This window comes from Frigoribacterium sp. PhB24, assembly GCF_003755185.1.
Lineage (GTDB): Bacteria > Actinomycetota > Actinomycetes > Actinomycetales > Microbacteriaceae > Frigoribacterium.
In genome coordinates this window covers 335,186-347,447 of sequence record NZ_RKIC01000009.1, presented here as the reverse complement: position 1 = coordinate 347,447, position 12,262 = coordinate 335,186, and the positions used below count along the sequence as shown (strand labels likewise).

Annotated in this window: 12 protein-coding genes and 1 tRNA gene; 10 read left to right on the top strand and 3 right to left on the bottom strand. The window is 68.3% G+C overall.

Features of this window, described 5'->3' with window-relative positions:
- The first annotated feature begins 5 nt into the window (after positions 1-5).
- Together pyk and EDF50_RS02205 are read left to right on the top strand one after the other, a co-directional pair.
- On the top strand, positions 6-1,454 hold the full coding sequence (gene pyk / locus EDF50_RS02210) for a pyruvate kinase (protein ID WP_123517791.1): 1,449 nt from the start codon (positions 6-8) through the stop codon (positions 1,452-1,454).
- Positions 1,455-1,538: 84 nt separating this feature from the next.
- On the top strand, positions 1,539-2,165 hold the full coding sequence (locus tag EDF50_RS02205; RefSeq protein WP_148076740.1) for a hypothetical protein: 627 nt from the start codon (positions 1,539-1,541) through the stop codon (positions 2,163-2,165).
- A 123-nt stretch (positions 2,166-2,288) separates the two neighbouring features.
- On the opposite strand, the gene EDF50_RS02200 is transcribed toward EDF50_RS02205, so the two are convergent.
- On the bottom strand, positions 2,289-2,492 hold the full coding sequence (locus EDF50_RS02200) for a cold-shock protein (RefSeq protein ID WP_043592793.1): 204 nt from the start codon (positions 2,490-2,492) through the stop codon (positions 2,289-2,291).
- Between the two features lie 308 nt (positions 2,493-2,800).
- A tRNA-Leu gene (locus EDF50_RS02195) sits at positions 2,801-2,886 on the bottom strand.
- A 39-nt stretch (positions 2,887-2,925) separates the two neighbouring features.
- Between EDF50_RS02195 and EDF50_RS16540 the strand changes: the two genes are divergently transcribed.
- Positions 2,926-3,531, top strand: coding sequence for an ANTAR domain-containing response regulator (locus EDF50_RS16540; RefSeq protein WP_043592796.1), 606 nt, complete (start codon positions 2,926-2,928; stop codon positions 3,529-3,531).
- A 61-nt stretch (positions 3,532-3,592) separates the two neighbouring features.
- Here EDF50_RS16540 and EDF50_RS02185 read toward each other — a convergent pair whose 3' ends face one another.
- On the bottom strand, positions 3,593-3,943 hold the full coding sequence (locus EDF50_RS02185; RefSeq protein WP_233570316.1) for a PaaI family thioesterase: 351 nt from the start codon (positions 3,941-3,943) through the stop codon (positions 3,593-3,595).
- Positions 3,944-4,129: 186 nt separating this feature from the next.
- On the opposite strand from EDF50_RS02185, the gene polA reads away from it, so the two are divergent.
- The 7 genes from polA to EDF50_RS02150 all read left to right on the top strand — a co-directional run bounded on the left by polA (position 4,130) and on the right by EDF50_RS02150 (position 12,204).
- Positions 4,130-6,802, top strand: a complete 2,673-nt coding sequence (gene polA, locus EDF50_RS02180; protein ID WP_123517785.1) for a DNA polymerase I — start codon at positions 4,130-4,132, stop codon at positions 6,800-6,802.
- Between the two features lie 394 nt (positions 6,803-7,196).
- Positions 7,197-7,958, top strand: a complete 762-nt coding sequence (locus EDF50_RS02175; RefSeq protein ID WP_123517783.1) for a DeoR/GlpR family DNA-binding transcription regulator — start codon at positions 7,197-7,199, stop codon at positions 7,956-7,958.
- A gap of 112 nt (positions 7,959-8,070) precedes the next feature.
- Positions 8,071-9,267 (top strand): PTS mannitol transporter subunit IICB, encoded by a 1,197-nt coding sequence (locus EDF50_RS16895; RefSeq protein WP_123517782.1) that lies wholly within the window; start codon positions 8,071-8,073, stop codon positions 9,265-9,267.
- A gap of 46 nt (positions 9,268-9,313) precedes the next feature.
- A complete protein-coding gene (locus EDF50_RS16890; protein WP_054146078.1) occupies positions 9,314-9,622 on the top strand; it encodes a PTS lactose transporter subunit IIB in 309 nt (102 codons plus the stop codon).
- Positions 9,623-9,624: 2 nt separating this feature from the next.
- Complete coding sequence (locus EDF50_RS16885) at positions 9,625-10,089, top strand: PTS sugar transporter subunit IIA (RefSeq protein WP_123517780.1); 465 nt, start codon at positions 9,625-9,627, stop codon at positions 10,087-10,089.
- Between the two features lie 26 nt (positions 10,090-10,115).
- Positions 10,116-10,385 (top strand): HPr family phosphocarrier protein, encoded by a 270-nt coding sequence (locus EDF50_RS02155; protein WP_123517779.1) that lies wholly within the window; start codon positions 10,116-10,118, stop codon positions 10,383-10,385.
- Positions 10,386-10,512: 127 nt separating this feature from the next.
- Complete coding sequence (locus EDF50_RS02150) at positions 10,513-12,204, top strand: DUF885 domain-containing protein (protein ID WP_123517778.1); 1,692 nt, start codon at positions 10,513-10,515, stop codon at positions 12,202-12,204.
- The last annotated feature ends 58 nt before the right edge of the window (positions 12,205-12,262 follow it).

The window sequence follows — 12,262 nt, the reverse complement described above, 5'->3', positions numbered from 1 at the left end:
AACACATGAGACGCGCAAAGATCGTCGCCACCCTCGGGCCGGCGACGTCGAGCTACGACGACATCCGGGCGATCATCGACGCCGGCGTCGACGTGGCCCGCATGAACCTCAGCCACGGCAGCTACGACGTCCACGAGGGCGTCTACGCCAACGTCCGTCAGGCCTCCGCCGACTCGGGACGCGCCGTCGCGGTCCTCGTCGACCTGCAGGGTCCCAAGATCCGCCTCGGCAAGTTCGCCGACGGTCCGCACGACCTCGAGGTCGGCGACGTCTTCAAGATCACCACGGACGAGATCCTGGGCTCGAAAGACATCTGCGGCACGACCTTCAAGGGCCTGCCCGACGACGTCAAGGCGGGCGACCCCCTGCTCATCGACGACGGTCGCGTGAAGTTGCGTGTCCTCGAGACCGACGGGACGGTCGTCACGACCGAGGTCGTCGTCGCCGGCACGGTCTCGAACAACAAGGGCATCAACCTCCCCGGCGTCGCGGTGAACGTCCCCGCCCTCTCCGACAAAGACGAAGCCGACCTGCGCTGGGGCCTCCAGCTCGGTGCAGACCTCATCGCCCTCTCGTTCGTGCGCGACGCGGACGACGTCGTGCGCGTGCACGAGATCATGGCCGAAGAGGGTCGCAAGGTCCCCGTGTACGCCAAGATCGAGAAACCCCAGGCCGTCGACAACCTCGAGGCCATCATCGACGCGTTCGACGGCATCATGGTCGCCCGCGGCGACCTGGGCGTCGAGCTGCCCCTCGAGGCCGTGCCCATCGTTCAGAAGCACGCAGTCGAGCTCTCGCGTCGCATGGCCAAGCCCGTCATCGTCGCCACGCAGATGCTCGAGTCGATGATCTCGAGCCCGATCCCCACTCGCGCCGAGACGTCCGACGTTGCCAACGCCGTCCTGGACGGTACCGACGCGGTCATGCTCTCGGGCGAGACGAGCGTCGGTGAGTACCCCGTCATCACGGTGCAGACCATGGCGCGCATCGTCGCTTCAACCGAAGAGCACGGTCTCGAGCGCATCCCCCCGCTCGGCACCCGCCCCCGTACTCAGGGTGGCGCCATCACGCTCGCCGCGGCCGACGTCGCCGAATTCGTGCAGGCGAAGTTCCTCTGCGTCTTCACGGAGTCGGGTGATTCGGTGCGTCGCATGTCGCGCCTCCGCCACTCGATCCCCATCCTCGCATTCACGCCCAACGAGGCGATCCGACGGCGCATGGCCATCAGCTGGGGCGTGCAGTCCTACCTGGTCGAGACGGTCACGCACACCGACGCCATGTTCGCCCAGGTCGACGACATCCTGCTCGGGAACGACCTCGCCGAGTCGGGTGACAAGGTGATCGTGATCGCCGGGTCCCCTCCCGGCATCGCGGGCTCGACGAACGACCTGCGGGTGCACCGCGTGGGTGACGCCCACGGCGAGGCCGCCCCGGCCTACGCGTCGCAGCCCTGACACACCGCGACATCCTGGCGAAGCCGGGGCGATCCCATCGGATCGTCCCGGCTTCGTCGTGTGGGCGAGGCGTACGCTCACCACATGTCCGTGGACGCTCGACACCCCTCGTGCTTCGAGTTCGAGGCGCGCTTGTACGTCGTGCCGTCCTGGAGCGGCCACGGCGTTGCCGAGACCCGGCGCAGCCTCGGGCCCGAGATCCGGGACACCAGCCGCGGAGGCGCGGGTGCAGGCCGGTGGGCGACCCTCGGCGCTCTCGTGGGCGGCTCGTTCCTCGGGGGAGTCGCCGCGACCGTGTGGCGGGTCGACGGCCTCTGGGCCCTGCTGCTGATCTTCGTCCTGGGTGCCGCGGTCGGAGCCGTGCTCGCCGTCGGTACCCGGACGATCTTCCGTGAGGGAGAGGCCGGCCAGGCACCGACGGTCGACGCCCCGGGTCCGTCTGATCGGCGCTTGCCGGCCGTCGAGGTCCCGTGGGACGTGGCTCGCGCCGCTCCCGAGGACTCCACGGGGGACGAACTCGTCCTCTGGGCGACCTTGACCAGCCGTTACCGCGAGGCGAGAGAAGCACTCGTCGTCGGTGGTGGAGAGGACGATCGGTTCACCGACCCCCGCGAGGCCGGTGCACGGATCGCCGAGTGGGAGACCGCCTACCGGACGGCGAGTCGCGACTACGAACCCGTGGCGCGCCTCCTCGGCTTTCCCCTCCCGTGAGGTCGCGGCCCGTCGCCCCCGTCCGGGGACGGAGAAAGCCCCGACCCGCATGAGCGGATCGGGGCTTTCGGTTCAGTGACGGGCGAGCCCGCCGACTGACGGCGTCACGAGGACGCCACCGAGTCAGATGACGCGGATGTTCTCGGCCTGGAGGCCCTTGTTGCCCTGAGCCGTGTCGAACTCGACCTTCTGGTTCTCTTCCAGGTTGCGGTAGCCGTCGCCGGCGATCGCGGAGAAGTGCGCGAAGACGTCAGTGGTTCCGTCGTCGGGGGTGATGAAGCCGAAGCCCTTTTCGGAGTTGAACCACTTAACGGTGCCTGTTGCCATTTTTCTATTTCCTTCAATCAGAGTTGTCGATCTCGATTTCGAGATCGCTCGTCGCGGTGCCTTTTTGTCCGCTCCCTCTGAGAACGACGCCACCGTCGGAACCCCTCTCGGTGAGAGGAGGCCTTCGGCACGTCGCGAGATACAAATGCGTAACACAACAACCAGTGACCCAAGCGTAGTGCACGGATGCTCGCGGGCGCATCCCCTGAGCAGAACTCGTGTCGGCGTGTCGACCCGTCGGCAGATGTGTTCGGTGAGCGGACGAGGGAACGAGATCCACATCTCGTCGGCCTGGTCGGCGACGGGGCTGGTGCCGGATGTGGGACTCGAACCCACACGCCCTCACGGACAGAGCATTTTGAGTGCTCCGCGTCTGCCATTCCGCCAATCCGGCGCACAACAACCACGTCGACAATACCGTAGGCTTCACGTCGTGAGTGACCAGGAAGCAACCCCAGCAGCACCCCGTCGCGTCGTCGTGGCCGAAGATGAGTCCCTCATCCGCCTCGACATCGTCGAGATCCTCCGCGACAACGGTTTCGAGGTGGTGGGTGAGGCCGGAGACGGCGAGACCGCCGTAGCCCTCGCCACCGAGCTGCGCCCCGACCTCGTCATCATGGACGTCAAGATGCCCCAGTTGGACGGCATCTCCGCCGCCGAGCGGCTCTCGAAGGCACACATCGCGCCGGTCGTCCTGCTGACCGCATTCAGCCAGAAGGAACTCGTCGAACGAGCCAGCGAAGCCGGCGCCCTCGCCTACGTCGTGAAGCCCTTCACACCGAACGACCTGCTGCCCGCGATCGAGATCGCCCTTTCGCGATACGCGCAGATCATCACCCTCGAGGCCGAGGTCGCCGACCTGGTCGAGCGGTTCGAGACCCGCAAGCTCGTCGATCGGGCCAAGGGCCTCCTCAACGAGAAGATGGGACTCACCGAGCCCGAGGCTTTCCGCTGGATCCAGAAGGCGTCCATGGATCGTCGCCTCACGATGCACGACGTGGCTCAGGCGATCATCGAACAGCTCAGCGCCAAGAAGTAGTCGTCCGCGACGAGAGAAGGCCCGCCCCGACGACCGGGACGGGCCTTCTCCCGTCAGGGGGCTAGTCGCGGGCGTCCGTGAGGAAGTTCGTGATGCGGACCGTCGACAGCAGGCGGCCGCGGTCGTCGGTCATGACGACCTGATGCGTGGTGAGGGTCGAGCCGAGATGCAGGGCCGTGCAGGTGCCCGTCACCCAACCGGTCGCCGCCGACCGACTGTGGCTCGCGTTCAGTTCGATGCCCATCGCGAGGCGTCCGGCTCCGGCGTGCACGTTCGCCGCGACGGACCCGAGCGTCTCGGCCAGGACGACGTGCGCGCCGCCGTGCAGGATGCCCACCGGCTGCGTGTTGCCCGCCACCGGCATCCGGCCCACGGCTCTCTCGGCGCTCATCTCGTCGATGACGATGCCCATCTTCTCGGCCAGCGCGCCGACACCCCGACGGCGGAACAACTCGACGGCGGCATCGCTCAGGGACGCGTCCGACGAGACGGTCCTCTCGGCGTCGTTCGGGACGGCGGACGGACTGCTCATGGTTCTCCGGGTGATCGGACCGGGGCACCCGGCGACGGTGTCGGAGGTGCCCGCTAGGCTGACGTGGTGACGGACGACACGAAGCCTACCCTCCTGGTCATCGACGGCCATTCCCTTGCTTTCCGGGCCTTCTACGCCCTTCCGGTCGACAGTTTCGTGAACCGCGAAGGCCAGCACACGAACGCCATCCACGGCTTCATCTCGATGCTGCTCAGCCTGCTCAAGGCCGAGAAACCGACGCATCTGGCCGTCGCGTTCGACATCTCGCGCTTCTCCTTCCGCACCCGTGAGTACCCCGAGTACAAGGGCACACGGTCCGAGACCCCGCCCGAGTTCGTCGGTCAGATCCCGCTATTGCAAGAGGCGCTGCACGCCATGGGCATCACGACCATCACGAAAGAGGATTTCGAGGCCGACGACATCCTGGCGACCCTCGCTTCCCGCGGTCGCGACGACGGTTACCGGGTACTGGTGGTCTCCGGCGACCGCGACGCCATCCAGATGGTCAACGACGACGTCACCCTCCTGTACCCCTCGGCCCGCGGTGTCAGCGAGCTCACCCGGTACGACCGCGACAAGGTCTTCGAGCGCTACGGCATCGAGCCCCATCAGTACCCCGAGGTCGCCGCCCTGGTCGGTGAGACGAGCGACAACCTCATCGGCATCGACAAGGTGGGGGAGAAGACCGCCGTCAAGTGGATCAACCTCTACGGCGGGCTCGACGAGATCATCGCGCGGGCCGACGAGATCAAGGGCGTCGTCGGGCAGAAGCTGCGTGAGCAGAAAGACAACGCCGTCCGCAACCGCCGGCTGAATCGGCTCGTCACCGACGTCGAACTGCCGGTGGGGCCCGGCGACCTCCAGCGCCGGGGCATCGACGAGGCCGCCGTCCGAGAGCTGTTCGACAAGCTACAGTTCCGCACCCTGCTCGAACGCGTCCTGGCCCTGTCCGAAACGACCGACCCGTCGGCCGCGAACGCGGGCGAGACAGCGGTGGCGGCGTCGCCCGAGGGCCTCCCCGTCGTCCGGACCCTCATCGACGAAGAACTCGCCTTCTGGCTCAAGAAGCACGCATCCGATCCCCAGAAGCCCGTCGGCCTGACCGTCGAGTACGGCACGGACGGCATCGTCGGACTCGGCATCTCGTCCCTCGACGAGTCGGCGTACGTGCCCTGGGCCGCGGGTCGCGGCGATTACGTGGCCCTCGAGGCGTGGCTCGACGACGCCACGCCCAAGGTGGTCCACGACGCGAAGCGGGCCTACAAGGCGCTCTCTCGTGGCGGCCTCAGGCTGACGGGAATCGTCGGCGACCCCCGGATCGCCGCCTGGCTGCTGCGTCCGGGCCGCACCTCGTTCTCACTCTCCGACCTCGTCTACGAGCAGATGGGCGAGACGTTGCCCGTCGGCGACCCCAACCAGCTCGTGTCCGCCGACGACGACGTCAACGTGGCCTCCGAGGCCTGGTACGTCCTCCGACTGTCCGAGTCGCTGGTGGACTCCCTCGACGACGGTTCCCGACGGGTGCTCACCGAGATCGAACTGCCGCTCGTCCCGGTGCTCGGTGACATGGAGCTCACCGGTGTCGCGGCCGACCGCGACACTCTCAAGGCGCTCTCGCTGCGACTGGGCGAACAGGCCGGCGAGCTGGCGTCGGCCTCCTTCGCCGAGATCGGTCGCGAGGTGAACCTCGGCTCACCCAAGCAACTCCAAGAGGTGCTGTTCGAGCAGCTCGAGATGCCCAAGACGCGGGCCACCAAGACGGGCTACTCGACCGACGCCGCCTCCCTGGCCGATCTGCAAGAGAAGCACCCGCACCCCTTCCTCGACCTGTTGTTGAAGCATCGTGACGCGACGAAGCTGCGCCAGATCATCGAGACCCTCGAGAAGTCGATCGCCGACGACGCCCGCATCCACACGACCTACGACCAGACGGGCACGACGACCGGACGCATCTCGTCCGTCGACCCCAACCTCCAGAACATCCCGGTCAAGGCCGCCGTGGGTCGCGAGATCCGCGCGGCGTTCGTGCACGGGCCCGACTACGAGACCCTCCTCACGGCCGACTACTCGCAGATCGAGATGCGCATCATGGCCCACCTCTCGGGTGACGAGGGGCTGATCCAGGCCTTCAACGAAGGAGAAGACCTGCACCGGTTCGTCGGCGCCCGCATCTTCGGGGTAGAACCCGCCGACGTCACCCCTGCCATGCGCACGAAGGTCAAGGCCATGTCCTACGGCCTGGCCTACGGACTCAGCGCCTTCGGCCTGTCGAAGCAGCTGCGGATCGAGACGGCCGAGGCGCGCCAGCTCATGACCGACTACTTCGCCCGGTTCGGTGCCGTCCGCGAGTATCTCCGCAACGTCGTCGAGCAGGCACGAGAAGACGGCTACACCGAGACCATCTACGGTCGGCGCCGCCCCTTCGCCGACCTCAAGTCCCCGAATCGCGTCCTGCGCGAGAACGCCGAGCGGGCCGCGTTGAACGCGCCGATCCAGGGCTCGGCGGCCGACATCATGAAGATTGCGATGCTCGGAGTCCGGTCAGAACTCGACGAGCGAGAGATGGGCTCGCGAGTGCTGCTGCAGGTGCACGACGAGCTCATCGTCGAGGTCGCACCGGGCGAGGTCGACGACGTACGAGAGATCGTCCGTCGGCGCATGAGCGGCGCGGCCGACCTCCGCGTGCCGCTCGACGTCAGCGTCGGACTCGGCGAGAGCTGGGACGCAGCCGCCCACTGAGCCGATGCCTCCGCATGACCGAGCGGCCGCACGCCCGGGCTCGGGCTCGAGTGACGAACGTGGCCGAATCAGACCATCCCACGGTCGGAAGCTCGACCCTTCTCGTCCCACGCGCCCCTGGTTCTCGGGGACCCGCATCATCGGGTCCGGATTCTCCGCCCGGTCGGGCCCCGCTCGGGCGCTAGATGCCCGTTCGGCGGGCATTCCGCTGCCCATCAGGCATCGAAACGTCCCCCGACTCGGGCACAAACGGACACGACACGCGGCACAGACTTGACCGAGCCACACAAACGGACTTATATAAGCGCAGATCAACAGCAGTTGAACTCCTTCCGCACTTCCGCACCACCGGTCAGCCCCGAGGCGACCGAGCAGTCCGACGACGAGGTCTCCCATGTACGCACCGGAGCGTCACCAGCAGATCCTCGACACGGCCCTGTCCCGGGGCCGGGTCGAGGTCGCCGGTCTCGCACGAGAGCTCTCCGTCGCGCCCGAGACCGTGCGCCGCGACCTGACGGCCCTCGAGCGCCGAGGAGTCCTGCGCCGCGTGCACGGGGGTGCCATCGCCGTCGAGCGGCTCGGCATCGAGCCTCCCGTGGTCGACCGCGAGGGCACGGCCGCCTCCGAGAAGGAGCGCATCGCCCGGGCAGCGCTCGACGAACTGCCCGACGGCGGCTCGATCATCGTCGACGCCGGCACCTCGACCATCCGCCTCGCCGAACTGCTCCCCCTCGACCGCGAGCTGACCGTGGTGACGCACTCCCTCGCCGTCGCCACCATCCTGATCAGCCGTCCGAACGTCACACTGCACCTGCTCGGGGGTCTCATTCGCACCCGCACGTACTCTGCCGTGGGGGACTGGACGCGAGCCCAGATCGCCGACGTCTTCGCCGACGTGGCGTTCATCGGCACGAACGGCGTGTCGGTCGAACGCGGCATCAGCACCCCTGATCTCGCGGAGGCGCGGGTCAAGCGCGCGCTCATCGGCGCCTCGCGACGCACGGTCGTCCTCGCCGACCACACCAAGTTCGGTCGCGAGGACTTCGCCAAGGTCGCGCCCCTCACAGACGTCGACACCGTCATCACCGACTCCGGCGTGGACGCCGAACTGGCCGACGACGTCGAACAGGCCGGACCGCGGGTCGTGATCGCATGACGCGACTCCGCTCGGCCACCCTCGTACCACCCCGACGCACCACAGCACCTCGCACCACCTCCCTCACCCCCCACTCCTCTCGTCGCTGAGAGAACAAGGAGAACTCGACACCATGTCCGAATTCACGCCCACCGTCACCGGTACGGGAGCCCGAGCGCGCGTCCAGCGCTTCGGCGGCTTCCTGGCCGGCATGATCATGCCGAACATCGGCGCCTTCATCGCCTGGGGCCTCATCACGGCCCTCTTCATCCAGACCGGCTGGACGCCGGTGCCGCAGCTCGGCGGCTTCGGCGAGATGTCCGACGGCACCCCGTGGCCCGGCCTCGTCGGCCCGATCATCACCTACCTGCTGCCGATCCTGATCGCCTACACCGGTGGTCGCATGGTGCACGGCCAGCGCGGTGCCGTCATCGGTGCCGTGGCCGTCATGGGCGTCATCGTCGCCACCGACGTGCCGCAGTTCCTCGGCGCGATGATCGTCGGCCCCCTCTCCGCCTGGGTCCTGAAGCAGTTCGACCGTCTGGTCGACGGACGCATCAAGTCCGGCTTCGAGATGCTCGTCAACAACTTCTCGCTCGGCATCATCGGTGGGGCCATGGCGGTCCTGTCGTTCTTCGGGCTGGCCCCCGTCACCACCGCCATCACGAACGTCTTCGGCGGCGCCGTCGGCTTCCTCGTCGACCGCGGTCTGCTTCCCCTCGCCTCGATCATCATCGAGCCGGCCAAGGTGCTCTTCCTCAACAACGCTATCAACCAGGGCATCCTGACCCCGCTCGGCGGCACCCAGGTGCAGGAGACCGGCAAGTCGATCCTCTTCATGCTCGAGTCGAACCCCGGCCCCGGCCTCGGCATCCTGCTCGCGTTCCTGTTCTTCGGTCCGCGCGCGATCCGCCCCTCGGCTCCCGCCGCGATCATCGTGCACTTCTTCGGTGGCATCCACGAGATCTACTTCCCGTACGTGCTCATGAAGCCGATCCTGCTCGTCGCCGCAATCCTCGGTGGCGCGACCGGCATCGCGACCTTCGCGCTGTTCAACGTCGGCCTCGTCGGCCCCGCCTCGCCCGGCAGCATCATCGCCTACACGCTCGTCGCAGCCCGTGGGGACCTTCTCCCGATCTACCTGGGTATCCTGCTGTCGGCGGCCGTCTCGTTCGTCGTCTCGTCCCTCCTGATGGGCTTCGGTCGCAAGGAGAACCGCGAGGCCCGTGCCGAGGACTCCGCCGCGCAGGAGCAGGCTCTCGCCGACGCCCAGGCCGCCACCGCGTCCAACAAGGCCACCAGCAAGGGCACTGCGGCACCCACCGCCTAGCCCACTGCACCACCAGGCAGCACCACCACCACACAAGGAGAAGGTCATGGCAACCCTCGACGGTTCCAGCATCAAGAAACTCATCGTCGCGTGCGACGCGGGCATGGGCAGCAGCGTCATGCTGGCGTCCACGCTCAAGAAGCAGCTGAAGAAGAGCGGTGTCACCGTCGAGCACTCGCCCGTCGCGTCGATCCCGTCGGACGCCGACGTCGTCGTCACCCAGAACAACCTGGCCGAGCGCGCTCGCGGCGTCGTGCCGAACGTGCCCGTCGTGCCGTTCCAGTTGTTCATGGGAGACCCCAACGTCGCCAAGGTCGTCAAGGCGATCCAGGACGGCTCGACGGTCGAGGTCTGACGATGACCGACCAGCAGGCACCCGAGCTCTCGGCGCTCCTCGCCGAGTCGTCCATCCGACTCGACGAGATCGCCGCCTCGCGTGACGAGGCCATCCGCAAGACGGGCCAGGCGCTCATCGACGCGGGCGCGATCGACGAGACCTACGTCGACGCGATGTTCGAGCGTGAGAACTCGGTGTCCACCTATGTCGGCGAGGGTGTGGCGATTCCGCACGGCACCCTCGCCGGCAAGGACTCGGTCAAAGAGGATGCCCTCGTCGTGCTGCGGTTCCCGACCCCGGTCGACTGGGACGGCAACGAGGTCTCGGTGACGGTCGGCATCGCCGCCAAGGGCAACGGCCACATCGCCATCCTCAGCCAGCTCGCCAGCATCCTGATGGACCCCGACAAGGCCGCGGCGTTGCGCGGATCGACCACGACCGCCGAGGTCTACGAGTTGCTCGCGTCGACCGACGACGACGACTGACCCCCACCCCCTTCTGAGGAGAAGACATGCCAGAACGTTCCGTCACCATCGCCTCGAGCGTCGGGCTGCACGCCCGTCCCGCCTCGTTGTTCAGCCAGGCCGCCGGCAAGACCGGCGCCAAGGTCACGCTGACCTCCGCGGCCGGCAAGAGCGTCAACGCCGCCAGCATCCTCGGCGTGCTCTCGCTGGGCATCGGCCACGGTGAAGAGGTCGTCGTCGCGACCGAGGGCGACAACGCCGAAGCCGCTCTCGACGAGCTCGTCGCGCTCCTCGCGACCGACCTCGACAAGGACTAGACACCAGCCAGAGAACGGGGCGCCCGCCGACGAGAGTCGGTGGGCGCCCCGTTCGTCGTCGGGGCCCCGAGGAGGCGCGGTGCGGGACCCACCGCCCCGCGCCTCCTGCGTCACTAGGCTCGTCGGCATGACCGATCCCGCGACGACGCCGACCCCTCGCACACCGACCCCCGTCGACGGGGTCGCCGAGCGGTGGGTGGACACCCTCTGCGAGCTCGACCCCACCACCGCGACCTGGATCGGCCGTGAGGGCCGGACCGGTGAGTACGGCGACTACTCGCCCGACGGTCACGCCCGCCGCGTCGAGGCGGTCCGGGCCACGCTGGCCGAACTGCGGAGCACCACCCCCGTCGACGACGTCGACCGCGTCACCCGGGACGACCTGACGAGCGAGCTCGAACTCGACCTCGAGTACGCCGAGCAGAGACTCGAACTGCGCGACCTCAACGTCATCGCGTCGCCCGCGCAGGGCATCCGCGAGGTGTTCGACCTGATGCCGACCGGGTCGGAAGGCGACTGGGTCGACGTCGCGTCCCGCCTCGGCCGGGTACGGACCGCCGTCGACCAGTACGTGGAGACGTTGCGTTCCGGCATCGCCGGGGGAGTGACCCCCGCCCGGCGCCAGGTCGAGAAGGTGGCCGAACAATGCGCTCGCATCGGTGCCGACGACGGGTTCTTCGCCGAGTTCGTGGACGGTGCCCGGCTCGGCGACGGCAGCGAACCCGGCACGGCGCTGGCTCGCGACCTCACCTCGGGCGCTTCGTCGGCCGCTCAGGCCTACGTCGACCTGCGGCGGTTCCTGCTCGACGAGCTGCTCCCCGTAGCCAACGCCGTCGACGCCGTCGGGCGTGACGCGTACGCCCTGCACTCGCGGCGGTTCCTCGGAGCGACGGTCGACCTCGACGAGACCTACGAGTGGGGGATCGACGAGCTGGCCCGGATGACGAGCGAACAAGAGGCGGTCGCCCGGCAGATCGAACCCGGGGCGTCGGTCTCGCGGGCCATCGAGTTGCTCGATGCAGACCCCGCACGCCAACTCGACGGCACCGACGCGCTCCGCGCCTGGATGCAGGGGCTCAGCGACCGGGCCGTCGCCGAGCTGGGACGGGAGCAGTTCGACATCCCCGAGCCGGTTCGTCGGCTCGAGTGCCGCATCGCGCCGACGAAGGACGGCGGCATCTACTACACGAGCCCCAGTGACGACTTCTCGCGACCCGGCCGCATGTGGTGGTCGGTGCCCGAGGGCGTCACCCGCTTCGGCACCTGGCGTGAGACGACCACGGTCTTCCACGAGGGCGTCCCGGGCCACCATCTGCAACTCGGCCAGGCCGTCTACGACCGGGCCACGCTGAACACCTGGCGTCGACAGTTGGCGGGGACTTCGGGGCACGCCGAAGGGTGGGCGCTCTACGCGGAGCGGCTGATGGACGAGCTCGGCTGGCTCGGCGACCCGGGCGACCGGTTGGGCATGCTCGACGGTCAGCGCATGCGCGCGGCGCGCGTCGTGCTCGACATCGGCGTCCACCTCGGCAAGCCCTTCCCGGCCGGCGGGGGCACCTGGGACGCGACGAACGCCTTCACCTTCATGTCGGACAACGTCAACATGGACACCGGGTTCGTGCGCTTCGAGGTCGACAGGTACCTCGGCTGGCCGGGGCAGGCACCGTCGTACAAGGTCGGTCAGCGCATCTGGGAGGACCTCCGCGCCGAACGTGCCCGGCGGGACGGCGACGCGTTCGACGTGAAGGCCTTCCACCGGGACGCCCTGCGGTTGGGCGGGGTCGGGCTCGACACGCTCCGGCGGGCCCTCCTGGCGTGAGCAGTCCCGGCTCTCGACACGCCGTTGCCCGCACCTGCGGCACCGCGCTAAGATGATC